Origin of the sequence: Limnobacter sp. (assembly GCF_036846585.1) — a bacterium.
GTDB lineage: Bacteria > Pseudomonadota > Gammaproteobacteria > Burkholderiales > Burkholderiaceae_B > Limnobacter.
Genome location: NZ_DAIUBR010000022.1, coordinates 1 through 24,850, shown reverse-complemented (window position 1 = coordinate 24,850; position 24,850 = coordinate 1). Strand labels below are relative to the sequence as shown.

General features: G+C 53.9%; 20 protein-coding genes and 1 pseudogene. 14 read left to right on the top strand and 7 right to left on the bottom strand.

The features are described 5' to 3' along the window. Nucleotides 1–7 precede the first annotated feature (7 nt). Nucleotides 8–2,791 carry a DNA polymerase I gene (gene polA, locus V7028_RS10810; RefSeq protein WP_334120093.1) on the bottom strand — a complete coding sequence of 928 codons (2,784 nt, stop codon included), beginning with the start codon at nt 2,789–2,791 and terminating at the stop codon, nt 8–10. On the opposite strand from polA, the gene V7028_RS10805 reads away from it, so the two are divergent. The 3 genes from V7028_RS10805 to V7028_RS10795 all read left to right on the top strand — a co-directional run bounded on the left by V7028_RS10805 (nt 2,792) and on the right by V7028_RS10795 (nt 5,363). Beyond that, on the top strand, nt 2,792–3,529 hold the full coding sequence (locus V7028_RS10805) for a TIGR00730 family Rossman fold protein (RefSeq protein ID WP_334120092.1): 738 nt from the start codon (nt 2,792–2,794) through the stop codon (nt 3,527–3,529). It begins immediately after the preceding gene. Between the two features lie 65 nt (nt 3,530–3,594). Further along, nucleotides 3,595–4,557, top strand: coding sequence for a homoserine kinase (locus V7028_RS10800; protein ID WP_334120091.1), 963 nt, complete (start codon nt 3,595–3,597; stop codon nt 4,555–4,557). Between the two features lie 11 nt (nt 4,558–4,568). Beyond that, on the top strand, nt 4,569–5,363 hold the full coding sequence (locus tag V7028_RS10795) for a BPSS1780 family membrane protein (RefSeq protein ID WP_334120090.1): 795 nt from the start codon (nt 4,569–4,571) through the stop codon (nt 5,361–5,363). 36 nt (nt 5,364–5,399) lie between these two features. Here the strand turns inward: V7028_RS10795 and V7028_RS10790 are convergent, their stop codons facing one another. Next, a complete protein-coding gene (locus V7028_RS10790; protein ID WP_334120089.1) occupies nt 5,400–7,631 on the bottom strand; it encodes a UvrD-helicase domain-containing protein in 2,232 nt (743 codons plus the stop codon). 130 nt (nt 7,632–7,761) lie between these two features. Between V7028_RS10790 and V7028_RS10785 the strand changes: the two genes are divergently transcribed. The 7 genes from V7028_RS10785 (at nt 7,762) to V7028_RS10755 (ending at nt 17,053) form a co-directional block, all read left to right on the top strand. Further along, nucleotides 7,762–9,633, top strand: coding sequence for an adenylate/guanylate cyclase domain-containing protein (locus V7028_RS10785; RefSeq protein WP_334120088.1), 1,872 nt, complete (start codon nt 7,762–7,764; stop codon nt 9,631–9,633). Between the two features lie 122 nt (nt 9,634–9,755). After that, on the top strand, nt 9,756–12,401 hold the full coding sequence (gene leuS, locus V7028_RS10780; RefSeq protein WP_334120087.1) for a leucine--tRNA ligase: 2,646 nt from the start codon (nt 9,756–9,758) through the stop codon (nt 12,399–12,401). Nucleotides 12,402–12,426: 25 nt separating this feature from the next. Then, nucleotides 12,427–12,921, top strand: coding sequence for an LPS-assembly lipoprotein LptE (locus V7028_RS10775; protein ID WP_334120086.1), 495 nt, complete (start codon nt 12,427–12,429; stop codon nt 12,919–12,921). After that, nucleotides 12,918–13,958: a DNA polymerase III subunit delta gene (gene holA, locus V7028_RS10770; RefSeq protein ID WP_334120085.1), complete on the top strand. Its 1,041-nt coding sequence runs from the start codon at nt 12,918–12,920 to the stop codon at nt 13,956–13,958. The genes V7028_RS10775 and holA overlap by 4 nt, the downstream gene beginning before the upstream one ends. 13 nt (nt 13,959–13,971) lie before the next feature. Beyond that, the gene (locus tag V7028_RS10765) at nt 13,972–15,228 is read left to right on the top strand and encodes a glutamate-5-semialdehyde dehydrogenase (protein ID WP_334120084.1); all 1,257 of its coding nucleotides are present in this window, start codon (nt 13,972–13,974) and stop codon (nt 15,226–15,228) included. 27 nt (nt 15,229–15,255) lie between these two features. After that, the gene (locus V7028_RS10760) at nt 15,256–15,687 is read left to right on the top strand and encodes a CopD family protein (RefSeq protein ID WP_334120083.1); all 432 of its coding nucleotides are present in this window, start codon (nt 15,256–15,258) and stop codon (nt 15,685–15,687) included. A gap of 16 nt (nt 15,688–15,703) precedes the next feature. Beyond that, nucleotides 15,704–17,053: a THUMP domain-containing class I SAM-dependent RNA methyltransferase gene (locus tag V7028_RS10755; protein WP_334120082.1), complete on the top strand. Its 1,350-nt coding sequence runs from the start codon at nt 15,704–15,706 to the stop codon at nt 17,051–17,053. Between the two features lie 11 nt (nt 17,054–17,064). Here V7028_RS10755 and V7028_RS10750 read toward each other — a convergent pair whose 3' ends face one another. Together V7028_RS10750 and V7028_RS10745 are read right to left on the bottom strand one after the other, a co-directional pair. After that, nucleotides 17,065–17,553: a glutathione peroxidase gene (locus V7028_RS10750; protein WP_334120081.1), complete on the bottom strand. Its 489-nt coding sequence runs from the start codon at nt 17,551–17,553 to the stop codon at nt 17,065–17,067. A gap of 57 nt (nt 17,554–17,610) precedes the next feature. Then, nucleotides 17,611–18,645, bottom strand: a complete 1,035-nt coding sequence (locus V7028_RS10745) for a type IV pilus twitching motility protein PilT (protein WP_334120080.1) — start codon at nt 18,643–18,645, stop codon at nt 17,611–17,613. A gap of 39 nt (nt 18,646–18,684) precedes the next feature. On the opposite strand from V7028_RS10745, the gene V7028_RS10740 reads away from it, so the two are divergent. Next, on the top strand, nt 18,685–19,398 hold the full coding sequence (locus tag V7028_RS10740) for a YggS family pyridoxal phosphate-dependent enzyme (protein ID WP_334120079.1): 714 nt from the start codon (nt 18,685–18,687) through the stop codon (nt 19,396–19,398). A 16-nt stretch (nt 19,399–19,414) separates the two neighbouring features. After that, a complete protein-coding gene (proC, locus tag V7028_RS10735; protein WP_334120078.1) occupies nt 19,415–20,218 on the top strand; it encodes a pyrroline-5-carboxylate reductase in 804 nt (267 codons plus the stop codon). Here the strand turns inward: proC and ubiA are convergent. The 3 genes from ubiA to V7028_RS10720 all read right to left on the bottom strand — a co-directional run bounded on the left by ubiA (nt 20,150) and on the right by V7028_RS10720 (nt 24,045). Next, nucleotides 20,150–21,055 carry a 4-hydroxybenzoate octaprenyltransferase gene (ubiA, locus tag V7028_RS10730; protein ID WP_334120077.1) on the bottom strand — a complete coding sequence of 302 codons (906 nt, stop codon included), beginning with the start codon at nt 21,053–21,055 and terminating at the stop codon, nt 20,150–20,152. The two genes, proC and ubiA, sit on opposite strands and share 69 nt — an antisense overlap. A gap of 3 nt (nt 21,056–21,058) precedes the next feature. Next, on the bottom strand, nt 21,059–22,003 hold the full coding sequence (locus tag V7028_RS10725) for a LysR substrate-binding domain-containing protein (RefSeq protein WP_334120076.1): 945 nt from the start codon (nt 22,001–22,003) through the stop codon (nt 21,059–21,061). Nucleotides 22,004–22,074: 71 nt separating this feature from the next. Then, nucleotides 22,075–24,045, bottom strand: a complete 1,971-nt coding sequence (locus V7028_RS10720) for an APC family permease (protein ID WP_334120075.1) — start codon at nt 24,043–24,045, stop codon at nt 22,075–22,077. A 131-nt stretch (nt 24,046–24,176) separates the two neighbouring features. Between V7028_RS10720 and V7028_RS10715 the strand changes: the two genes are divergently transcribed. Both V7028_RS10715 and V7028_RS10710 read left to right on the top strand, forming a co-directional pair. Beyond that, nucleotides 24,177–24,560 (top strand): RidA family protein, encoded by a 384-nt coding sequence (locus V7028_RS10715; RefSeq protein WP_334120074.1) that lies wholly within the window; start codon nt 24,177–24,179, stop codon nt 24,558–24,560. 34 nt (nt 24,561–24,594) lie between these two features. Then, nucleotides 24,595–24,850 (top strand): annotated as a pseudogene (locus V7028_RS10710) (ATP-dependent DNA helicase RecG); the annotation flags it as partial.

The window sequence follows — 24,850 nt, the reverse complement described above, 5'->3', positions numbered from 1 at the left end:
CTGAAATTTAATGTGCTTCTTCCCAGTTGTTGCCCACGCCACAGCCCACTTCCAGTGGAACACGCAACTTGGCCACTTGCGTCATGATTTCAGGCACACGCTTTTGAATCAATTCGAGTTCACCCTTGGGTACTTCGAAAATAACTTCATCGTGTACCTGCATGATCATTTTGGTTTGCAATTGTTCGGCCTTCAACCATGCGGACAATTCCACCATGGCCATCTTGATCAGGTCTGCTGATGTGCCCTGCATCGGCGCGTTAATGGCCGCACGTTCAGCACCTGCGCGGCGCGGTCCGTTGGGGCTTTTAATCTCGGGTAGCCACAGCCTGCGACCAAACACGGTTTGCACGTAGCCGTCTTCCCTGGCCTGTGCGCGCACATTGTCCATGAACTTGGCCACACCTGGGTAGCGCGCAAAATATCGGTCGATGTACAGTTTGGCAGCTTCACGGGTAATGCCCAGGTTGCCGGCTAAACCAAATGCGCTCATGCCATAAATAAGGCCAAAGTTGATGACCTTGGCGGTGCGGCGATGATCCGATGTCACCTCACCCAGACCCACGCCGAAAATTTCAGACGCGGTGGCACTGTGAATATCCAACCCTTCGCTGAAGGCATGTATCAGCGCCTCATCACCTGAAATATGCGCCATGATTCGCAACTCAATTTGCGAATAATCGGCCGACACCAACACGCAACCTGGCGCAGCAACAAAGGCTTCCCGAACGCGGCGACCTTCGGCGGTGCGCACCGGAATATTTTGCAAATTCGGATCGTTGCTGGCCAGACGGCCAGTTACAGCCACGGCTTGCGCGTAATTGGTGTGAACACGCCCAGTGCTTGCATTCACCATGCGGGGCAGCTTGTCGGTGTAGGTGCTTTTCAGTTTGGCCAGTGAACGATGTTCCAGCAACTTAGCGGGCAGCGGGTAGTCTTCTGCCAGTTTGCTGAGCACTTCTTCATCGGTGGAAGGCGCGCCGCTGGCTGTTTTTTTCACCACGGGCAAACCCAGCTTGTCGAACAACAATTCGCCAATTTGCTTGGGTGAATTCAGGTTAAAACTGCCCCCCGCCAATTCAAAAGCCTGCTCTTCAATCAGTTTCAATTTGTCTGCAATTTCAGCGCTTTGGGCATCAAGCTTGTTTGAATCAATCAACACGCCGTTGCGCTCAACCTCGAACAACACTTGCCCGAAAGGCAGTTCAACGTCGCGGTACAGCTTGGCCAGTTCGGGCACCTTGTCCAGCTCGGCTTTCAAGGCGTGGGCAAGGCGCAAGGTCACCTCGGCGTCTTCAGCCGCGTACCTGGTGGCGGTGTCAATAGGCACTTGGTCAAAGGTAATTTGATTCGCACCCTTGCCCGCTACCTCTTCATACTTGATGGTGTTGTAATTCAACCAGCGCAGTGCCAAGGCGTCCATGCCGTGCGGCTTGTGCGCTTCCAGAATGTAGCTGGCCAGCATGGTGTCCTCGAACAGGCCTTTTACCCATACATCGTGATTGGCCATCACATGGAAATCGTATTTGGCATTCTGTGCAATTTTCGGTGAATCGGTGTCTTCAAACCAGGGCTTTAAAAACGCCAAAATTTCCGCCAACGGCAGTTGCGGCTCAGCAGTCAAGTCTTGATGGGTCAGTGGAATGTAATAACCGACACCCGGCTTTGTGGCGAATGAAAGACCCACAATTCGAGCGTTCATGGGCTCCAGTGAATCGGTTTCGGTGTCGAAGGCCACAGGTGTTTTGCTGGCGGCAGCGGCTTTCAGTTCAAGTAACAAAGCATCTAGTTGCGCTTGCGTTTGTACGCAGATGGTTTCAATGGAATCAACGGCTTGCGTGGGTGCATCAAACAGGCTCATGGAGCTGCCATCGGGCGGGCCTTCCACTTTCGGTTTGGCTACAGATTCATCCTCTGCCACGCCGCCTAAGGCGCGGAACCATGTTTTGAACTCAAAACGTTGAAACAGCTGCTTTAACGCTTCTTTGTTTTCAGCGTTTGCCTTGAGCTGTTCCTCAATGTGGCGGCGCAACTCGAACTCACAATCAATTTTGATGGTAACCAGCGATTTGCCGGTGGGCAGCCAATCCAGCGCTTTTTGCAGGTTCTCACCCACTTTGCCGCCAATTTTGTCGGCATTGGCCACCACGCCGTCCAGCGTTTTGTATTCTGCCAGCCACTTGGCCGCAGTTTTCGGGCCAACCTTTTCCACACCGGGCACGTTGTCCACGGTGTCGCCCACCAAGGTCAGGTAATCAATAATTTGCTCGGGGTACACGCCAAACTTCTCAAACACGGCGTCCCGGGTCATCACCGCGTTTTTCATGGTGTCCACCAAACGAACCTTGTCGTTCACCAGCTGGGCCATGTCTTTGTCGCCCGTGGACACTATCACTTCATCGAAGCCCTGTTCAAGCGCCACTTGCGCCAGGGTGCCAATCACATCGTCTGCCTCAATACCGGGCTCCATCACAATGGGCCAGCCCATGGCCCGGGTCACGTCGTGAATGTGGGGGATTTGCGCGGCCAGATCTTCCGGCATGCTGGCCCTGTTGGCTTTGTATTCGGGGTAAATGTCGTCGCGAAAGGTTTTGCCCGGCGCATCGAACACGCAGGCGATACAATTGGAGCTTACATCGTCGGTGTTGTAATCTGCTCGCAGGCGTCGAAGCATGTTGACCATGCCGTATATGGCCCCAGTGGGCTCGCCTGCGCGGTTTCGCAGATCGGGCATGGCGTGAAAGGCACGGTACAGGTAGCTCGACCCATCAACCAGGAGTAATCGCTTCATATGACAACCAAAAATAAGAATATTCCAACATTGCGCCACCTGCCCTCCAAGGAACAGTCCACCGCGGTGAAAGCCCGGGAGTCGTGGCATGTGTTGGGAATTATGGCAGAGTTCATTGAGGCGACCGAGAAGCTGTCGGCAATTCGCCCTTCGGTGTCTATTTTTGGCAGCGCCAGAACTCCGGTGGACCACCCCTACTACGCGCTGACAGAAAAGATCGCCCGCGCCCTTTCTGATTCCGGTTTCGCGGTGATCAGCGGCGGCGGGCCCGGCATCATGGAAGCGGCAAACAAAGGCGCACACGCTGGTGAATCGCCCAGCGTGGGCCTGAACATTGAGCTGCCCTTTGAGCAAAGCGGCAACTCCTTTCAAGACATTTCACTGACCTTTCGGCACTTTTTTGCGCGCAAAGTGGCATTTGCCAAGTACGCCAGTGCCTACGTGGTAATGCCCGGGGGATTTGGAACGCTCGATGAAATGTTTGAAGCACTGACATTGATTCAAACCAACAAGGGCAGGCGCATACCGATCATTCTGGTGGGTTCGACGTTTTGGGCTGGCCTGATTGACTGGGTAAAAAGCCACTTGCTGGGTGAAGGCATGATCAGCCCCAGCGACATGAACCTGTTTGAAGTGGTTGAAACACCAGAAGAGGTTTTGGAATGTATTTTCCGTTTCTACGAAAAACGCACCTTCAACCCGTCAGAGAGTGAAACAGAGAAGCTGCTGGACTTATAAAGCGGGGCCAAACACAGGTAAAATCCGGGTGCTTTACTGGTGGTGTGACCTTCTCAGGATATTGAATGGCTGTTTTTACGCGCATTACACAAGATGAACTGCAACCGTGGCTGAAAGGTCGCAAGTGCGGTGAGCTGCTTTCATTCGAAGGAATTGAGTCGGGCATCGAGAACACCAATTACTTCGTGAACACCAGCACGGGCCGGTTTGTGCTTACACTGTTCGAAAAACTGCGCGCAGAAGACCTGCCGTTTTACCTGGGCTTGATGGAACACCTGGCAAAAAAGGGTCTGGCGGTTCCAGGCCCAATCGCCAATGCCGCGGGCGAGCTGTTCAATGTGCTGCACGGCAAGCCAGCCACGCTGGTGACGTGCCTGAGCGGGAAATCGGTGGATCATCCCAATGCCGCCCAGTGCCATTCTATTGGCAAGTTCAGTGCGCAAGCCCACCTGGCGGTGGCCGACTTTGCAGGCAACACTCCCAACCCGCGTGGATTGGCCTGGATCGAGAAGGCCATGAATGAACTGGACGACCATTTGCCCGACGCTGTGGGTACGCTGCTGCACAGCGAAGTGAGCCACCAAAAAACCGTGCTTGCAAGCAATGCCTACAAAACGCTGGCCAAAGGTGCTGTGCATGCTGATCTGTTTCGCGACAACGCATTGATGCAGGGCGACGCGCTGGGTGGTGTCATCGATTTTTACTTTGCAGGGGTGGACACCTTTCTGTTTGATTTGGCAGTGACTGCCAACGACTGGTGTATCCACCCGAACAGTGGCGAATTGAAAGAGGAGCAGCTGGAGGCCTTGCTGACCGGTTACCAGGAAGTTCGCCCGCTGACCATCCATGAGTGTGAACTGTGGCAAGACATGCTTCGCGCCGCGGCACTGCGATTCTGGGCCTCTCGCCTTTACGACTTTTACATGCCCCGCGAAGCCGAAGTTTTGAACGTGAAAGACCCGCAACATTTTGAGCGAGTACTGTTGGCGCGTCGCCAGGGTATTCCATTTGCAGTGCAACCGAATTAAGGACTTTTCAATTGGCCAATTACGTACACACTTGCCCACCCAGCGCTGGTTGGGACTGGCTAATGCAGGGCGTACAGCTTTTTCGCAGCAAGCCGGGCGAGATGTTTTTGTTCGGCAACACCTACCTGTTCATTATCCTGTTCGTGGGGCTATTGATCCCGTTTCTGGGTGCGGCAGTTGTGGCCATGGCATCACCCGCCATGGGATTCGGCATTATGCTGGCCGGGCGCATGGGGCAAAAGGGCTTGCGGGTCAGCCCGATTGTGCTTTTCAACGGATTCAGCCCGGAAAACAGAAAACACCTGCAGTCGCTGATTGTACTGGGTGCCATTTACACCGCGTGCTTTGCCGTGATCAAGCTGTTGGCACACCTGTTGCTGGGTGCACAACCCAATGTGTCCATTGAAGACCTTCAAAAAGCTGACCCGGCAGCAAGCGCAGCCTTTATGGAATACATGGTGCTGTACATGGTGTTTGTGGGCATCACCAGTATCCCGATGTTGCTGGCATTCTGGTTTGCACCAGTGCTGGTGGTGTGGCACAACATGAAACCTGTGCAGGCCCTGTTCTCAAGCTGGGTCGCGGTGTGGCGCAACAAGGCCAGCTTTTTCATCTATGGCATGGGCTGGCTGGTGCTGGGCCTGGGTTTCTCATCCGTATTTTTGGTCATTTTTACCATGCTCGGTTTGCCCGCTGTGTTTGTCAGCGCACTGAACATGATGTGTGTGGCACTGGTGATGGCGGTTTCTTTGTGCACTTTTTACCCCACCTACCAAGCGGTGTTTGAGCACGACCCACAGGATTGACTGGCGCAGGTTCGTTGAAGAGGTTGACAATTGCAATCAGCTTCGCTCAAGCTTCGCCAAACTCAGCATGAGCCACTTCATCCCCTGTCGGCCAAAGTTGATTTGAATTCTTTGGTCGTCACCCTCGCCTTCATAAGCCACCACCACGCCATTGCCAAATTTGGCATGCGCCACTCCGGTGCCAATGTCGTAAGGGCGCTTTGCAGTTTTGTTGCTGTAGCCCACATTCAGGGTTTTGTTCTGACCCCAAACTTTGGAATCAAGCGCATCCCAACCCTGACTTGCAATGTGGGCACGCTTGGGGGTCAGCCACTTCAGCACTTCCTCGGGCAATTCATCCAGAAACCGTGAACGCAAGTGGTAACGAATTTGCCCGTGCAGCATGCGCTGCTGCGCATGGCTTAAAAACAGTTGTTCGCGCGCACGGGTTATGGCCACGTACATCAGGCGGCGTTCTTCTTCCACTGCCTCCACGCTGGTGCCATCGCCCCCTTCCACAGAATTGCCAATGCTGTTTTCATGCGGAAACAGGCCTTCTTCAAGGCCAGTTACAAACACGCACTTGAATTCAAGCCCCTTGGCCGAATGCGCTGTCATTAGCTGAATGGCTTCTTGCCCGGCAGCTGCTGCGTTGTCGCCTGCTTCCAGTGATGCATGGGAAAGGAAATCAGCCAACGGCGTGATCAACTTTTCTTCATCCACCATAGTGGCGGCAGCATCCTGATAATAACCTTCTGCAATTGCAAACGATGCCGCAGCGTTGACAAGTTCTTTCAAGTTCTCGACCCGGTCTTCACCGTCTTTGTCGGCCTGAAAATGCGCCACCAAACCCGATTCATTGATCACCTTGTCGACCAAATCTGCAAGGCTTAAACCGCGGGTTTCAAAACGCATGCGCTCGATCAAATCGGCAAACTTTTTCAAGCCTGCCTGCGCCCGACCTTCCATGCGGTGTATGGCACGGTACAGCGATGTGCCCTGTGCCGTGGATATGTCTTGCAACTGCTCCACGCTGCGTGCGCCAATGCCACGGGCGGGAAAGTTCACAACACGGGAAAATGAATTGTCGTCGTCGGCGTTGTCCATCAAGCGCAAGTAGGCCAGTGCATGTTTAATTTCAGCACGTTCAAAAAAGCGCAGGCCACCATATACGCGATACGGCATGCCGGCATTGAACAAGGCCTGTTCCACCACACGCGATTGCGCGTTGGACCGGTACAGAATTGCGATATCTGACCGGCCATACGCTTCTTCCAGCACCAATTTTTTGATGCGGTCGATGATGAAAGCAGCCTCGTCCTGGTCGCTGGTGGCTTCATACACCCGAATGGCCTCGCCCTCGCCTTCCTCAGTCCACAATTCTTTGCCCAAACGGCCTTTGTTGTGCGCAATCAGCACGTTGGCAGCTTTCAGCACATTGCCAACTGACCGATAATTTTGCTCAAGCTTGATTCTGTTTTGCACTGCAAAATCGTTTTCAAACTGCGCCATGTTGGCCACACGCGCACCGCGGAATGCGTAAATGGACTGGTCATCATCCCCCACTGCAAAAATGCACCCTTGTGGCCCAGCCAAACGTTTCAGCCAGTTGTATTGCAAACTGTTGGTATCTTGAAACTCGTCGACCAAAATGTATTTGAACCGCGCCTGGTAATGTTCGCGCAGAGCGGGGTTGGCCCCCAGCAATTCGAATGAACGCAACAGCAATTCTGCGAAATCCACCACGCCTTCGCGCTGGCACTGGGCTTCATAGGCTTCGTAAAGCCGAACCATCATGCGGTGGTATTCATCGTGCGCCTCCACATCTTTCGGGCGCAGGCCTTGGTCTTTCGCGGAACCAATGAAATAGCTCAGTTGCTTGGGCGGAAACTTTTCAGCATCAATGCCCAGCACCTTGTACATGCGCTTGATTGCGGACAACTGATCTTGCATGTCCAGAATTTGAAAAGCCTGCGGCAAGCCTGCTTCTTTCCAGTGCGCACGCAACATGCGGTTGCACAAACCGTGAAAGGTGCCCACCCACATGCTACGCGTGTTGATCGGCAACATGGTTGAAATGCGGTGAAGCATTTCCTTGGAAGCCTTGTTGGTGAACGTGACCGCAAGCACCCCGTTGGGGCCCGCCTGCCCGGTTTGAATCAGCCAGGCGATTCTGGCGGTCAGCACTTTGGTTTTGCCACTGCCTGCGCCCGCAAGAATCAGCGCAGATTCACGCGGCAAGGTGACGGCTGCCAGTTGTTCGGGGTTCAGGCTATCAAGTAAAGACACGGCTTCTCACATCAAAAATTGGTTTTGCTGTTGATTTTAACAGTGATTGCGCCCTTGACCCGAGCTTTAAATATCCATCAGCGGCGATTTGGCAGGATAATCACGCCCTTGTTGAGCCTGACTTAAGCACATGAAGTACACCAATAAAAATCTTACCGTCATGTTCACCGACATTTGCGGCTTCACTGAACAAACTGGCAGAACCAGCCGCAAAGACCTGATGGAACGGTTGAGCACCCACAATTCATTGCTGCTCCCTGTAATTCGCCTGTGGGAAGGCAAGATCATCAAACCGATCGGGGATGCTTTTCTTCTCACATTCGAAAGCCCCACCGATGCGCTTCACTGTGCACTTTGCCTGCAACACACCCTTTTCTTGCACAACCAGAGAGTGCCTGAACCCAGGCAGATCCACATCAAAATCAGTGTCAATTGTGGAGAAATCACCGTGACCGACACCGACGTGTTTGGTGACCCGGTCAATGTGGCCGCAAAAATAGAAAAGGCCACCAAACCCGATGAAACATACTTTACCGAGGCTGTTTTTCTGTCGATGAACCGGTCAGAAGTACGTTGTGAGCATGCAGGTTCATTTGGATCCAAGGGAGATCACGCCCCGGAGATTGAACTGTACCGACTTGTGATGGATCAGACTGATCCGCACCACAAGCGAATTTGGGGTGAGTTCGAAAAAAGACGTGCCACCGCTCAAGGTCAGGAATCAACCACGCTACGCTCAGGTCACAGGTTCGCATTGCCAGGGTTCTTGAAACGGCACGGAAAAATTGCAGGCCTGGGTGCAGCCGCATTGATAGGTGGGGCAGGTACCTCATTGCTGCTCATTCACAACCCGAACGCGACATCTACACCAACCGGCTACGCCAAGCCTGTTTTAAGTAACCAGGAAACAAAAGCTGTACTGTCAGTGACTGACCACACACAGTTGGCAACGGAGCTCCCAAAACCGGATCTGAACAATTCCACACAGACCACCACACTGGCGTGGGTCAAATCAGTTGTTCTGGACGAGGCACAGTTGAAAGAACAAAGCGACATCGTGATTGAAAAAATCTCGAACGAGTTTGGGGAACTCACCGGCAAAAACGAGGAACTGCAGTCGCTGCTCCGGACAGCCCTTCGGTCAAGAATTTATTGGGAAGCACGAAATGCTTCTTTTGAAAAGGCGACTCAGTTGCTTGGCCCGTACCGTGCCCGGTTTTTGTGGATTAAGGACTGGTCCTTTCTTGAACGGGAAAAGCATTTGGGCGGCTTGCACAATTTGGCCCGAGACCAATGGCGCAGCGTGTGGAACGACAAATGGGTCGAGCACTACACGGCGCTAAAAACATTTTCCGACCTGGACCCTGACTTTGGCATGCGCGTGGCACTCGAAATCAGCGCAATCAACAAAAAACACAACAAAGTGGCCGCACCTGAAGAACAATACCTGGTGAGTGGCGCAATCAAGCTAAAACCCGCATTGTTGGAAACTGAGCGCAACAACCTGGTTGCGCTTGCTCAAGGCTGGTTGAAAATTGAGCAGGAAGACAACGGATTTGCCCGTGAAATGGTGCGCAAACACTTTTATAAAGAAATGCGCCCGTGGCTTGTTTCCAACCTGATGGCTACAAACGAACAACGCAGCCCCCCTGAGCCAGAGTTCGCCTGGCGACAGAATTGCCTTGCCTTATTGGTCGATCAGCGTGATCTCGAAGCCTTGGGCAATCCTCGGGCTTACTTTGAGAAAAATATCCCACTGTTTTTACGCGCTTCCGAGACCGTTCAATGGGGCGACGGCACCCGGCGAACTCGCGTATTTCTGACTCGGGAACAAATCAGCCGGGTGTTTCAACAACCCATGCCCGACACCGACAAAAACGCGCTCATCCAGATGTTGGATGGCATGCTGACCGAAATTGAAGGCAAACAAGGTCCATGGGCTGACAATGATGACGCCCGGTCTACGATTGCAGCCATGAAGACCGCGCTTTTGACGCGTTGAGCCCGGGTATACCACGACTGATCACGTAAAAAGAAAAAAGCCCGATATAATGGCCGATTGGCCTGCCTCACCGGGCACGGCCCCGCCAGCATTCAAAATTCACACCCAAGTTTCAACACACCATGTTCGACAAATACGCCGCCCAAGACATTGAAAATGCCGTTCAAGGCCAATGGAAAGAATCCAACGCTTACACGGCCGAAGCTTTCGCGAAAGACGCGAGCGGCAAGCTCAAGCCCAAGTATTACTGTGTTTCGATGTTGCCCTACCCCAGCGGCAAATTACACATGGGCCATGTGCGCAACTACACCATCAACGACGTGATGATTCGCCAGAAACGCATGAAGGGCTACAACACCCTGATGCCCATGGGCTGGGACGCATTCGGCATGCCCGCCGAAAATGCGGCAATGGCCAACGGCAAACCGCCCGCCGCCTGGACCTACAGCAACATTGATTACATGAAAAAGCAGATGGAATCGATGGGCTTGGCCATTGACTGGTCCAAAGAAGTGGCCACCTGCAAACCCGACTACTACAAGTGGAACCAGTGGCTGTTTTTGAAAATGCTTGAGAAAGGCATTGTGTACAAGAAAACAGGCACCGTGAACTGGGACCCGATTGACCAAACCGTGCTGGCCAATGAACAGGTCATCGACGGCAAAGGCTGGCGCTCGGGCGCTGTGGTTGAAAAGCGCGACATTCCCATGTACTACATGGCGATCACCGATTACGCCGATGTGCTGCTCGACGATTTGAAAGAATTGCAGTGGCCTGACCGCGTCAAAGTGATGCAGGAAAACTGGATTGGCAAGTCCACCGGCGTGCGCTTTGCCTTCCCACATGACATCAAGGATTCCGAAGGCAAGCTGGTTCAAGACGGCAAAATGTACGTGTTCACCACGCGTGCCGACACCATTATGGGCGTAACCTTCTGCGCTGTGGCCGCCGAACATCCACTGGCCGCGCTCGCCGCCGGGAACAATCCTGAACTTCAGGCATTCATTGTCGAATGCAAAGCTGGCGGTGTGGCCGAAGCAGACATGGCCACCATGGAAAAGAAAGGCATGCCCACGGGCTTGACCGTAACGCACCCGCTGACCGGCGAAAGCGTGCCGGTTTGGGTTGGCAATTATGTGTTGATGAGCTATGGCGATGGCGCCGTGATGGGCGTGCCCGCACACGACGAACGCGACTTTGCATTTGCCTTGAAATACGGCATTGCCATCAAACAAGTGATCAACGTGAAAGGCGAAGTGTTCAACAACGTCGAATGGGCAGAATGGTACGGCGACAAAGAACGTGGCGTTTGCACCGCAAGCGGTCCGCTTGACGGACTGAATTACTCACACGCCGTGGACAACGTAGCCGAACTGCTGGCCGCAAAAGGCTTGGGCGAAAAGCGTATCCAGTTCCGCTTGCGCGATTGGGGCATTTCACGCCAGCGCTATTGGGGTACTCCCATTCCCATGATTTACTGCGACACCTGCGGCGACGTGCCTGTACCAGAACGCGATTTGCCCGTGATATTGCCCGAAGATTTGGTACCCGATGGCAGCGGCAACCCGCTGGCCAAAAGCGCGGCATTTTACGAATGCACCTGCCCCAAGTGCGGCAAGCCTGCGCGCCGTGAAACCGACACCATGGACACATTTGTAGATTCAAGCTGGTACTTCACGCGCTATGTGTGCAACAACGCGCCCACCATGACCGACGAACGCAGCGACTACTGGATGCCCATGGACCAGTACATCGGCGGCATTGAACACGCCATTTTGCACCTGCTGTACAGCCGCTTCTGGACCAAGGTCATGAACGACCTTGGGCTGGTGAAATTCCGCGAACCTGCCACTGCCCTGCTAACCCAAGGCATGGTGCTGAACGACACCTATTACACCGAGGAAGCCAACGGCAAGAAAACGTGGATCAACCCGGCCGATGTGGCCGTTGAATTCGACGACAAAGGCCGCCCGGCTTCAGCCAAACTGAACAGCACTGGCGCTGCCGTGCACATTGGTGGCGTCGAGAAAATGGCGAAGTCAAAAAACAACGGCATCGACCCACAAGCCTTGATCGACCAGTACGGTGCCGACACAGCCCGCCTGTTCACCATGTTTGCAGCGCCGCCCGAGCAAAGCCTGGAGTGGAGTGATTCTGGTGTGGAAGGTGCGCACCGCTTCCTGAAGCGCTTGTATCAACTGGCATTGAACCAGCACGAACACATCAAGGCACAGCCTTCATTGAATGCAGGGGAATTGAGCAAAGCCGCGCAAAACACCCGCCGCGATGTGCATGAAATTCTGAAGCAGGCCAACTTCGACTATGACCGTCACCAGTACAACACAGTGGTGTCGGCAGGCATGAAAATGCTGAACACGCTGGATGCATTTGCAAGCGAAGCGAACACACCTGCGGACCATGCCATGCTGTCCGAAGGCTTGAGCATTCTGTTGCGCGTGCTGTACCCGATTGTGCCGCACATCACCTTCCACATTTGGAGCAGCCTGAATTACAGCGCTGCGCACGGTGAGTTGCTCGACGCTCCCTGGCCCGAAGTGGATGAAAAAGCATTGGTTCGTTCAGAACTTACCTTGATGGTGCAAGTGAACGGCAAACTACGTGGCAGCATTGAGGTGCCAGCCGATGCGGACAAAGCCAACATCGAAGCCACCGCCTTGGCCAGTGAAGCCGCACAGAAGTTCATGGAAAGCAAACCCGCGAAGAAAGTGATCGTGGTACCCAACAAACTGGTCAACATCGTTGTTTGAGATCGAACCCTACAAGCGAGTCCCTATGAAACGATTCATTCAAGCCATCGCCCTGTTGACAGCAACCATCGCACTGACGGCCTGCGGCTTTCAGTTGCGTGGCCAGTACAACTTCGATTTTGAAACTATCGAATTGCGCGGCATGGAAAATTCCGAAATGAACCGCAACATGGACTTGCAGCTTCAAATCCTGAATCTGAAAGTGAACCCGCAGGAAGGCGCGCCGCTGAAGTTGAACCTGATCAGCGAACTGCGCGACCGCAGCATCGTGACGTTCAGTGCCACAGGCCGTGCGCGCGAAGTTCGGGTAACCTATGAACTGATGTACAGCGTCACCGACAAAAATGGTGATTTCCTGATTGCCACCAACCAACTAAGCCAGCGCCGCGAACTGACCTACACCGACGACCAGATTTTGGGTAAAGAGGGTGAAGAAAACCAGCTTTACACCGAAATGCAGCGCGACATTGCACGCCAAATTACTGGGCGGCTAAGCGCATTGAAACTGAGCCCGAAGTGAAACAGATTGCGCTCGACACATGGTTAAACGACGGAGCAAGCACTGCGCTACCCCAGTTGTTGTGCGTGTTCACCGACGAACCTCTGTTTGCCACCCAAGCCGCCGATCTGTATCGCCAGCGCCTGAAAAAGCAAACCGACTACCAGCGCCAAATTGTCGAAATAGATCGCCAGTTCGATCCACAAGAATTTTTGTCACTGTTTGCCGAGGTCTCACTGTTCGGCGATGTGTCGCTGGTTGATTTGCGCATCAATCAACCCAAACTCAGCAAAGAGGCGGCTGAAGCCCTGGGCAAAGCCGCGCAGTGGATTGCAGCAGGCGACACAGGCCACCACCTGCTGGTAAACGCACCCAAACTGAACAAAACCCAGGAAAAAAGCGCTGGCTTTGCCGATCTGCTGGCCAGGGGCACCGAGATTGCCTGCCGCCCCGTGGGCGCAGACACCCTGCCCGGCTGGATAGCGCAGGCCGCAAAACGCAAAGGCGTACAATTGAACCGCGAAACCTGCAGCTGGCTGGCTGAGAAAACCGAGGGCAACCTGCTGGTGGCCCACCAAACCATTGCAAAACTGGCCCTTGAACACCAAGGCACCGTGACCATTGAACACGTTCAAGGCATGGTGGCCAATTCGGCCCGCTTCAATGTATTCGATTTGGGGGGCAGCCTGCTGGCCGGGGATGCAAAACGCATTACCCGCATGATGGAAGGTCTGGAAGCCGAAGGTGAAGCCCCCACGCTAGTGCTGTGGGCACTGCAAGAAGAAATTCGTGCCATTCGCGACACACAGCAAGCCATGCGGCGCGGAATGTCTTTGTCGGATGCCTGCCGACAAAATAGAATTTGGGGACAGCGGCAAAATCACATTGCCGCCGCCCTGAAACGGCACAACCCCGGTAGCCTGCAAAAGCTGACAGCTTGGTGCTACGCCGCCGAGAAAACCATTAAGGGCATGAAACAGGGCAACCCCTGGACCCTGTTTGAAATTATCGGTTTGGGCGTGGCCGGCATTGAACCGCCTGAACTTTGGAATACCTGAAAGAGCACGTACCATGAGCATTGAAAAACAAATTCTGGCCGTCGGCAAAAAAGCCCGCGCAGCCGCCGTGTACATGGCCAAGGCCGACACCCACGCCAAAAACCAGGCCCTGCTTGAAACCGCCAGGCTGATTCGTGCCAACAAAGCCGAACTGACCAAAGCCAACCAAGCAGACATGGCGCAGGCCAAGGCCAATGGCCTGGACGCAGCGCTGCTTGATCGCCTGGCACTGAGCGACAGCGCCATTGAAACCATTGCAGAAGGTTTGGAACAAATTGCCCAGCTTCCCGACCCAATCGGCGAAATGACTGATTTCAAAAACCGCCCCTCTGGCATTCAGGTGGGCAAAATGCGCGTGCCTTTGGGCGTTGTCGGCATCATTTATGAAAGCCGCCCGAATGTCACCGTGGACGCAGCGGGCCTATGCATCAAATCAGGGAACAGCACGATTTTGCGCGGTGGCTCGGAAGCGTTTCGCTGCAACCAGGCTTTGGCCGCCATTGTAGCCCAAGGTCTTGAAGCCGCCGGTTTGCCTGCGGATGCGGTGCAAGTGATTGATACCACCGACCGCGCAGCTGTGGGCACCCTGATCACCATGACCGAATATGTGGACGTGATTGTTCCCCGTGGAGGCAAAGGCTTGATCGAGCGTATTTCACGCGATGCGAAAGTGCCCGTGATCAAACACCTCGATGGCATATGCCATGTGTACATTGATGAATCCGCCAACATGGCGCATGCAGTGAACATTGCCGAGAACGCAAAAACCCACCGCTATGGCACCTGCAACACCATGGAAACCCTGCTGGTTCACACCCACGTGGCCAAGCCCGCGCTCGCGGAACTTGCGCAGCGCTATGCCGCAAAAGGTGTTGAATTGCGCGGTTGCAAACGCACCATGGCGCTATTGCCGAAAGTGAAGCCCGCCACGGAAGAAGACTGGAACACCGAATATTTGGCACCCATTTTGTCGATCAAGGTGGTCGATAGCCTCGATGAAGCCATTGCGCACATCAACCACTACGGCTCGCACCACACCGACAGCATCGTGACTGAAAACCACAGCCACGCCATGCGTTTTATTCGGGAAGTCGACTCCGCATCCGTCATGGTGAATGCGTCCACGCGTTTTGCAGACGGGTTCGAATACGGCCTGGGCGCTGAAATTGGCATTTCAACCGACAAAATTCATGCGCGTGGCCCAGTGGGCCTTGAAGGTTTGACCAGCCAAAAGTACGTGGTGTTTGGTCATGGCGAAACAAGAAACTGATTAATTCATAACTAACTGGAGCAGTACATGGGTGGTTATCTTTGGGTGAAAGCCTTTCACATATTGTTTGTGGCCTCGTGGTTTGCAGGCCTGTTTTACCTGCCGCGCATTTTCGTGAACCTGGCCATGGAAACAGAACCGGCAGCCACCGCACGCCTGCTGCAAATGGCCAGAAAACTGTACAAGTTCATGACCCTGCTGGCCATTCCCGCACTGCTGTTGGGTTTCGCTCTGGTGGGTGTGTATCAAATCGGTGTGGGTGGCCAAAGTGGCTGGCTGCATGCCAAAATTTTTGTTGTTTTCGCCATTGCCGGTTACCACTACAGCTGCGGCCGTATTCTGCGCAAATTTGAATCTGGCCAAAACACACGCAGCCACACCTATTTCCGTTGGTTCAATGAAGTACCCGTGGTGCTCATGGCCATTGCCATCATCCTGGTGGTTGTAAAACCTTTCTAATTTTTAAAAGCAATTCATGCCCAATTCAAACCCAAGTCATTCCACGCCGAGCAAAGCCGGTCAGCAACACAACTCCACCAAGCAGAGTGTGTTCAACTGTTTTGCAAGCTGCCCGCGTGGCCTGGAAGAAATTCTGGTGGCTGAACTGGAAACCATGGGTGCGCAAAAAACGCGTGCCGTCACCGGTGGCTGTACCTTTGAGGCCAGTTGGCGCCAGGCCACCCGCATGACCTACTGGACCCGCTTTGCAGGCCGAATTGGGCTTGAATTGGCGCGCGGCGAATGCACCAGCGAAGACGAGTTTTACAACCTGGCCAAATCGGTGGACTGGCACAACTGGTTCAGGCTGTCGAACACCTTCCGTGTTGACCTGAACAACCTGGGCGCAGACATTCAAAGCGTGCGCTTCACACAACTGCGCCTGAAAGACGCAGTGTGCGATGCATTCCTTGAACGTTTCGACGAACGCCCGAACGTGAGTGTAGAAGCACCCGATGTACGCATTTTTGCAGCCATCAACCCCACAGAGGCCATGGTGTACATCGACCTGGCCGGGGAAAACCTGTTCAAGCGCGGTTGGCGCGAAGAAGCGGGTGTGGCACCACTCAAAGAAAACCTGGCCGCCGGCCTGTGGCACATCGCCCGCCAAAGCGAAGCAGGCAAAAACGCCGATGTGTTTCTCGACCCGTTTTGCGGCAGTGGCACCCTGGTGATCGAATCGCTTTCGCAGCTGTGCGATCGCGCACCAGGGCTGGAACGCACCTTCGCCTTTGAAAACCTGAAACCTTTCACCCTTGATTGGGGCAAAGAATTGCAGGAAGACGCCAATCGCCGCTTCAATGCGGGCCTGGACAAAGCACTGACCACGCCCTATTTCCAGTGGTACGCCAGCGACATCACCGAACTGTTGATCGACATTGCACAAGAAAATCTGGCGCGCGCGGGCTTCGAAGAACTTCTGGACGCTGGCATTGTGCAATTCGCCCAGCGCGATGCACTTACCGTTGAGCCACCTGCCCCAACTGGCATTGTATTCAGCAACCCACCCTATGGCGAACGCGTGCGCGCGAAAGGCGCCGATGTGCCCGAAGACGAAGCCTACGAACGCCTGTTCAAAGCCTATGGCGACCATTTGAAAATGAATTTTTCCGGCTGGACCGCCTTTTTGTTCTCTGGCGACCTGGAAATCAAGAAAACACTGGGCCTAAGCCCAAAGCGCAAACGCCCACTGTTCAACGGGCCAATTGAATGCCGTTTGTTTGAAATTCCATTGACCCGGGGTGTGTACCGACCACGGGCCAATCAGGAAAACCCAGCAGAAGATTCCGCAAACAATGCGGCGAAAAACGAGAACACCGACAACTAGGAAAACCGGAACTATTCTGCCAACAGCTTGGCAATGTCTGCCTTCAGGTCAGCAGGCTTGGTGGTGGGGGCGTAACGGTCATACACCTCACCATTTTTGCGAACCAGAAACTTCGTGAAATTCCACTTGATGGCCTCGGTACCCAAAATGCCCTTGGCCTGTGCAGTCAGGTATTTGAACAAGGGGTGGGCATCATTGCCCTTCACATCCACTTTTTCAGCCATCAGAAAATCAACGCCATAGTTTTTCTGGCAAAAATTGGCGATCACGTCCTCGGAACCGGGTTCCTGCCCGCCAAACTGGTTGCACGGAAAGCCAATGATCACCAAACCCTTCTGGCCCAACTCCGCGTGCAAAGCCTGCAAGCCCTCGTACTGGGGCGTGAAGCCACACTTGCTCGCCGTGTTCACAATCAACAACACCTTGCCTTGAAAATCAGCAAGGCTCAGCGGTTTTCCATCCAGGGTTTTGCTGGAAAATTCGTACACATTGCTTGCCATGGGTTTTGCCTTTCAAGTTTTTATTGAAAGCCAAGTGTACCGTCAAACTTAAAACACTCAAGGTTGATTCGAACCTGAAATCACGCTCATCGCCACTTCTCGAGTAATTTTTCCAGTCATCAAAAGCCGCTGCACTGCCTGCTCCATGGTTTGCATGCCGTGCTGCGAACCGGTTTGAATGGACGACAGCATTTGCGCCACCTTGCCCTCTCGAATCAGGTTTCGAATCGGTGGCGTGGCCATCATGATTTCATGCGCAGCCACACGGCCACCGCCCTGCCGTTTCAACAGGGTTTGACAAACCACCGCGCGCAGCGATTCCGACAACATGGCACGCACCATCGATTTGTCTGCCGAAGGGAACGCATCAATAATCCGGTCGATGGTTTTCGGTGCCGAAGACGTGTGCAAGGTTGCAAACACCAGGTGACCGGTTTCAGCCGCAGTCAGCGCCAATTGAATGGTTTCAAGGTCGCGCATTTCACCCACCAGAATCACATCAGGATCTTCCCGCAAGGCCGATCTCAACGCGGCGCCAAAAGAATGCGTGTGCTCGCCCAACTCGCGCTGGTTGATCACACAATTCATGGGCGTGTGCGTAAATTCAATGGGGTCTTCAATCGTCAGAATGTGCGCCTTCTGGTTGCGGTTCACATCATCGACCATCGCAGCCAATGTGGTGCTTTTGCCTGAACCTGTGGGCCCCGTCACCAACACCAAACCATTGGGTTCACGTGCAATTTGACGAAACACGGCAGGCGCCTCCAATTCTTCAAGTGTTTTTACACGGCTGGGCACCACGCGAAACGCCGCAGATGCCCCCCGGCTTTGCATGAAGGCATTCACCCGAAACCGTGACAAACCCTCAACAGAAAAGCTGTAATCGCATTCGTGCGACTGTTCCCAGCCTTGCCATTGCACTTCGGTCATCGAACCCTGGATCAGTCGATAAATTTCGCGATGTCCCATCACCGCATCGTTCAATCGCCGCATCTCGCCATCCACGCGAATCATGGGTGGCATGTCGGCAGACAAATGCAGGTCCGATGCGTGCTCATCCACGGTCCAGGTTAGCAACTCGGTCAGTGTCATGTGGCTATAATCTCCCTTTGAGCATTGAATTGATTCACCATGGTCCAGGCCGAACAACTTGCAAGTATCCGGAACCGAATCGCGGCAGCGTGCGCAAAAGCGGGCCGAACCAGCGATTCAGTTCAATTGCTGGCTGTCAGCAAAACCTTTCCGCTTGGCGACATTCTCGAATTCCACGTCTGCGGACAAACTGCTTTTGGTGAAAATTACCTGCAAGAAGCGCTGGATAAAATCACCCAGCTGGCTGATCACCCCAATGCGCAGCAAAAAGCCCCACCCATTGAATGGCATTTCATTGGCCCCATACAAAGCAACAAAACCAAACCCATTGCAGAAAACTTTCCCTGGGTGCACAGCGTGGATCGTTTAAAGATTGCACAACGCCTGTCCGATCAGCGCCCCGCGCACCTGCCGCCCTTGAATGTGCTGGTACAAATCAACACATCGGGCGAAGACAGCAAATCAGGAATTGAACCTGAACAGGCACATGCGATGTGTATGGCCATCAGTGCGATGAAAAACCTGACATTGCGCGGCCTGATGACCATACCCAGCAACACCGACAACAGCGAAAAACTAAAAGCCGAATTGTTGAAATGCAAATCAATATTTGATGACCTGAACGCACAAGGATTGAGCATGGACACCCTCTCGATGGGCATGTCCGCAGACCTTGAGTTGGCCATCGAATGCGGCTCCACTTGCGTGCGCGTGGGCTCAGCCCTGTTTGGCGCCCGCAACCACTCCAGATAAACACAAGGGGATCATTATGCAGAACACTCTTTTCATCGGCGGCGGCAATATGGCTTATGCCATTCTGGGCGGCCTGATCCGCAGCGGCGTTCCAGCCAGCGCCTTCCATGTTATTGATCCCAGCCCTGAATCTGCTTCAAAAATGGCCGAACTGAAAGTGCACTGCACCGCTGACTGGCCTTCAAATTTCAAAGCCGAAGTGGTGCTGCTGGCGGTGAAACCGCAGGTCATGCAAAGCGTGCTGAACAGCCAGGCCACTCACATGGGCAACATGCTGATCGTCAGTATTGCAGCCGGTGTCAGCGTTGCACAAATTCAAACCTGGAGCCTGCAAACCAATGCACGCGTGGTGCGCTGCATGCCCAACACGCCTGCACTGGTGGCACAGGGTATTTCAGGTTTGTTTTTCACAGCCAACTGCACAGGCGAAGACCGCGTCACCGCCAACCAAATTTTCAGCAGTTGTGGCGAAGTGGTGGTGGTAAATTCTGAAGAGGAAATTAACACCGTAACTGCCATTTCAGGCAGCGGCCCCGGCTATGTGTTTTTCCTGATGGAAGCGCTGGCGCAGGCCGCACAAAACCTGGGCTTCAATGAGGCGCAGGCCAACCTGCTGGTGAATCAAACCTTTTTGGGTGCCGCCACACTGGCCAAACAGTCGGATGACTCATTTGCCACGCTGCGCGAAAAAGTCACCAGCAAAGGCGGCACTACATTTGCAGGGCTTGAACAACTGCGTGCGCTAGGCGTTTCAGAAGCCATTCAAAGCGCAGCCAAAGCCGCTTACGACCGGGCCGTGGAACTGCAGCACCAAACCTGAAAACAAGGCACCACCAAACCAGTTGTTGTGCAAAAAGGCTTTGAAACACTTCGCCCGGTCGCGATTGCGGATCAGGGTGAAGTGGTACACCGCAATGGCAATGGCAACCAACCAGGCTGCCCAAAAAAACCCGCCAAAACCCAGTTCACAAGCAACCCAGGCCCACAACAACAAACACACTGCGTAGCAGGTCATGATGCCCGCAATGTCATACCGGCCCAGCGTAATGGCCGCGGTTTTTATATCGAGCTTTAAATCATCGGGTTTGTCCACCAATGCATATTCGGTATCGTAAGCCACTGTCCAAAACACATTGGCAACAAAAATCAGCCAACCCTCTAAGGGCACACTGCCCTGCACCGCCACATAAGCCATCGGAATTGCAAAACCGAAAGCAATGCCCAGATAAGCCTGCGGCATCGGGAAAAATCGTTTGGTGAATGGATAGCTGCCCGCCAGAAATGCTGCCGGAATGCTCATCAAAATAACTGACCACCCCAGGGGCAAGGTGATCAACAAGGCCACAATCGCCAAGCCAGCCGCCAGCAACAACGCCTCTTTGGAACTGATTCGCCCGCTGGTCAAAGGGCGGTTGCGCGTGCGTTCCACATGCAAATCAATGTCGCGGTCTGCGTAATCGTTGATTGCACAACCTGCCGAACGCATCAACACCACACCGGCCACAAAAATCAGCAACACATGCAAAGGTGGCAAACCTTCAGCGGCCATCCACAGGCCCCACAAGGTGGGCCACATCAACAACAGAATACCAATGGGTTTGTTCAGCCGAAGCAGCAGAACATAGTCTTGCATGCGGGCTGCATTGAGCTTGCTCATGTTTTATCGAACCATTTGGGGTGAATCCAGAAACTCCACACCATTCAAATCGCACCCCATGATGCATGCGCGCAGCGCATCGAGCGCCTCACGCCGACCAAAACTTTTTCGCCAAACAAGTGCCACCGTGCGGCGCGTGTCGTCATCAGCCAGTGGAATATAGGTAAGCCTCGATTCTTTGGGCACCGGGTTGGGCACCGAACTGGATGGCAGCACCGTGATGCCCACTCCCGAAGCCACCATGTGGCGAATCGTTTCCAGTGAGCTGCCCTCGAAGGTGCGCTGAATGCCCTCAGAGGACTGCGAAAAACGAGACAGTTCCGGGCACACACCCAGCACCTGATCGCGAAAGCAATGGCCCGTGCCCAGCAGCAACATGTTCTCGCTTCGCAAATCATCCGAACAGATTGACGTCTGGTTTGCCCAACGGTGTGTTTTTGGCAAGGCCACCATGAAGGGTTCATCGTACAGCGGTTGAATCACAAAACCCGATTCATTGATCGGCAAGGCCAACACCGCCACATCGATTTCCCCCTGCTTGAGCAGTTCAAGCAAACGGACTGTGAAGTTTTCTTGCAAAACCAGCGGCATGGAAGGCACGCCCTCGATCATGCTGGACACCAAACCCGGCAACAAATACGGACCAATTGTGTAAATAACACCCACCCGCAAAGGACCAGCCAGCGGGTCCATGCCCTGTTGGGCAATCGACTTGATTGCAGAAGCTTCTTCCAGCACGCGCTGGGCTTGCACCACAATGCGTTCGCCCACAGGCGTTAAGGACACCTCGCTGGAACCCCGTTCAAACAGCGACACGCTCAATTCTTCTTCAAGTTTTTTTATGGCCACAGACAAGGTGGGCTGGCTGACAAAGCAGGCATCAGCCGCACGGCCAAAGTGTTTTTCACGGGCCAGCGCGACGATGTACTTTAATTCGGTGAGTGTCATTTAATTTTGCTATCAGAACTGCAGGTTTGATTATTATTGCAAAGGCCTGCAGTTCAGGCAACACATCTTTTTTACAAACGCATTGGCAAAATCACCATTTGCTGGCCAGTGTTGTGCAAACGCCGCTGTAGTTCCAGCGCCGCCTGGTTGTGCAACAAACGGGTCAAAATGTTTTCGTCTTCAAACACCAGTTTGCTGGTGAAGAAAATCGCATTGGGGTGGTTCTCGGCCACCTGCCCGGCCAAACTGGTTAATTCTTCCACCGCATCCGTACCAAATGACAAATAACTTTTTGCACGCAAGCCATGGCTTCTGCAGAAGTTCACAAAATAGTTCAGTGACACCGACGCATCCACGCGCATGGCCTCAAGCGCCTCACGACCCCCATAGGCTTTCGAATCCACAGTGCGAGCATTCATGAATACGAAATTCTGAAAGTGATTCGGGAACATGCGTTGCACCCACAGCAACGCATGCAAACCACCGCCCCGGCTATTGCCAACGATGAACACGGCTGTGTTGCCATCCGGAATCAGCTCGGGCGGGGAATGTGCAGAACCATACTGTGCCATCGCAAAAACCTCGTCGATTTTCGCAATTTTTTCCTTGGTTTCACGGTAATGGTTGCGCACCCACAAACACACAAGCACAACCACAGTGGTGACCAGCATAGTGATCCAGCCGCCCTGGAAAAACTGGGTCACGATGGTGCCCAACAGAATAGACGCCGACACCGCAAATCCCAGCGAAGCCGACAAAAAACCTTTCACAAAGCGCTTCTCGTGCTGGTTTCGCAACCAGTACACACACAAACCCAGCATGGACAAACTGAACACAATGAACACATTGATGGAGAACAACACCACCAGCAAATCAACGTTCGCGTCGCTTAAATAAATGGCCAGCAAGGCCAGACCACCCATCAACATGATGCCGTTTTTGGTCACAAACCGGTTTGACAAATACCTGAACTGGTGCGGCAGCCAGGAATCGATCGCCATCGTCGACAACACACGAGGCCCCACCACAAATGCCACATGGGCAGCCAAAAGCAACACAGCCGTCTCCAGGCCCAGCATCACCAGCAAACCGAAAATGACATAAGGCCAGTCCCAGCCAATGTCGGTGAACACCCGCTCAAACAACACACCGTTCAAGGCCATGGTGGGTTCAATATTCACATCCCACAAGGAATACAGCACTGCCAGGCTGGCCGCCGCAAAAGCCAGCGCACAGGCCACGTAGGCCAACATCTTTCTGCGGTTCGCGCTGCTTTGGCGGTAGCGGCCAAGCTGCACGGTGTCCGACGCCGCCTCAATGCCAGTGTAGGTGCCACCACCCAGAAAAAAGCCACGCGCAAAAACAGCCAATACCGGCAGCCAGCCCAAGGTTTCCAGATCGGATTGTGTGCTTTCCACACTGCGCGTAACCACCCCGCCAATGTCTTGAAAATGGTCTGAAAAACCGACCAGAATAAACAGCAGGTGTGTGCCCAGAAACGCCACGAAAAGATACTTGAAGGGCTTCAGGTTCAAATGACGCCCTTGTATGTGAAATGTCATCAGCCCCACCATCAAGGCCATCGACACCCACACCCGATAATCATAAAAATAAGGAGGCAGGAAACTGAACATCAAATGCGTGGACGCACTGATACCCAGGGCAACCATCAACACGTAATCCACCAGCAAAGCCGCGCCCGCGATCAAACCAACCCTAGGGCCCAACAAATTGGTCGCCATGGCATAACCGCCACCACCCTTGGGAAATAGCTCGGTGACCCGAAAATAGGTCAGCGACACCAGAAGAATGGAGAAGGCTGTCAGCAGGCCAAGAAACATCAACAGGTGACGCGAATCACCCAAGGCCTTGAACGATTCTTCGGGGCCAAAGGCAACGGAAGCCAAACCACAGGAACCGACAGCCACCCAGGCGTACTTTTCGGAAAAAATGTCGTCTCGCTCTTGTGCGTCAATTGACGTGGTCGCGTTTGCACGACCATTCTGGTTTACGGCCTTGGCCGATTTTTGGGTTTGGCTCATGCGTACATTGCAGCGCAACAAATAAGCCAAGTATGGTATACCGTCCCCATGGGCAACACAATGCGCGTTGTAGCGTTATCATTGCAATTGAACATTGTTAACCCATTTATCCCAACATTTTTGTGCACATCATGACCCAAGCCACCGTAGTTTCCACCCCCCAGGCCCCCGCAGCCATTGGCCCTTACAGCCAGGCCATCAAACTTGGCAACCTTGTTTTCACATCAGGCCAGATCGGCCTGAGCCCCAGCACCGGCGAAATCGTTGGGCCATCTACCGCAGAACAGGCACGCCAGGCATTCACCAACCTGAAGGCCGTGGCCGAAGAAGCGGGCGGCAGTTTGGCCAATGTGGTGAAATTCACCCTCTTTCTGACCGACCTCAGCGAGTTCGCACAGGTTAATGCCATCATGCAGGAATACGTGTCAGCGCCGTTCCCTGCGCGTTCCACCGTTGGCGTGGCCAGCTTGCCCAAAGGTGCCCGCTTCGAAGTTGAAGCCATTTTAGCCCTGTAAAACACTCATCCAACCAAAACATCGAACCCGACAATTGACACCAGCAGCAGCCGCCCCCGCCGCCCCCCGCTTCGAGGAGCTGCTGCCCCTTCCCGTTTCCATTACCGACGCCACCAGTGGCCTGCTACACGCCCCACACTGGATGGGCCTGGCCCTGCACCTGCCACTTCGGTTTGAAGACAAAGCCTCGATTACCGCAATGGACTCCTTGCAGGTGGGGCAGAAAGTCAACCTGCTGGCAACCGTTGTGGGTTCAGAGGTACAGCACCACCCCCGCAAACAACTGCGTG

What these genes read in the sequence shown, in the direction of transcription:
- V7028_RS10775 (WP_334120086.1), top strand. Translation starts at nt 12,427, where the DNA reads ATGAAACGATTCATTCAAGCCATCGCCCTGTTGACAGCAACCATCGCA.
- V7028_RS10800 (WP_334120091.1), top strand. Translation starts at nt 3,595, where the DNA reads ATGGCTGTTTTTACGCGCATTACACAAGATGAACTGCAACCGTGGCTG.
- polA (WP_334120093.1), bottom strand. Translation starts at nt 2,791, where the DNA reads ATGAAGCGATTACTCCTGGTTGATGGGTCGAGCTACCTGTACCGTGCC.
- leuS (WP_334120087.1), top strand. Translation starts at nt 9,756, where the DNA reads ATGTTCGACAAATACGCCGCCCAAGACATTGAAAATGCCGTTCAAGGC.
- V7028_RS10760 (WP_334120083.1), top strand. Translation starts at nt 15,256, where the DNA reads ATGGGTGGTTATCTTTGGGTGAAAGCCTTTCACATATTGTTTGTGGCC.
- V7028_RS10750 (WP_334120081.1), bottom strand. Translation starts at nt 17,553, where the DNA reads ATGGCAAGCAATGTGTACGAATTTTCCAGCAAAACCCTGGATGGAAAA.
- V7028_RS10765 (WP_334120084.1), top strand. Translation starts at nt 13,972, where the DNA reads ATGAGCATTGAAAAACAAATTCTGGCCGTCGGCAAAAAAGCCCGCGCA.
- V7028_RS10725 (WP_334120076.1), bottom strand. Translation starts at nt 22,003, where the DNA reads ATGACACTCACCGAATTAAAGTACATCGTCGCGCTGGCCCGTGAAAAA.
- V7028_RS10755 (WP_334120082.1), top strand. Translation starts at nt 15,704, where the DNA reads ATGCCCAATTCAAACCCAAGTCATTCCACGCCGAGCAAAGCCGGTCAG.
- V7028_RS10785 (WP_334120088.1), top strand. Translation starts at nt 7,762, where the DNA reads ATGAAGTACACCAATAAAAATCTTACCGTCATGTTCACCGACATTTGC.
- ubiA (WP_334120077.1), bottom strand. Translation starts at nt 21,055, where the DNA reads ATGAGCAAGCTCAATGCAGCCCGCATGCAAGACTATGTTCTGCTGCTT.
- proC (WP_334120078.1), top strand. Translation starts at nt 19,415, where the DNA reads ATGCAGAACACTCTTTTCATCGGCGGCGGCAATATGGCTTATGCCATT.
- V7028_RS10745 (WP_334120080.1), bottom strand. Translation starts at nt 18,645, where the DNA reads ATGACACTGACCGAGTTGCTAACCTGGACCGTGGATGAGCACGCATCG.
- V7028_RS10715 (WP_334120074.1), top strand. Translation starts at nt 24,177, where the DNA reads ATGACCCAAGCCACCGTAGTTTCCACCCCCCAGGCCCCCGCAGCCATT.
- V7028_RS10805 (WP_334120092.1), top strand. Translation starts at nt 2,792, where the DNA reads ATGACAACCAAAAATAAGAATATTCCAACATTGCGCCACCTGCCCTCC.
- V7028_RS10740 (WP_334120079.1), top strand. Translation starts at nt 18,685, where the DNA reads ATGGTCCAGGCCGAACAACTTGCAAGTATCCGGAACCGAATCGCGGCA.
- V7028_RS10720 (WP_334120075.1), bottom strand. Translation starts at nt 24,045, where the DNA reads ATGAGCCAAACCCAAAAATCGGCCAAGGCCGTAAACCAGAATGGTCGT.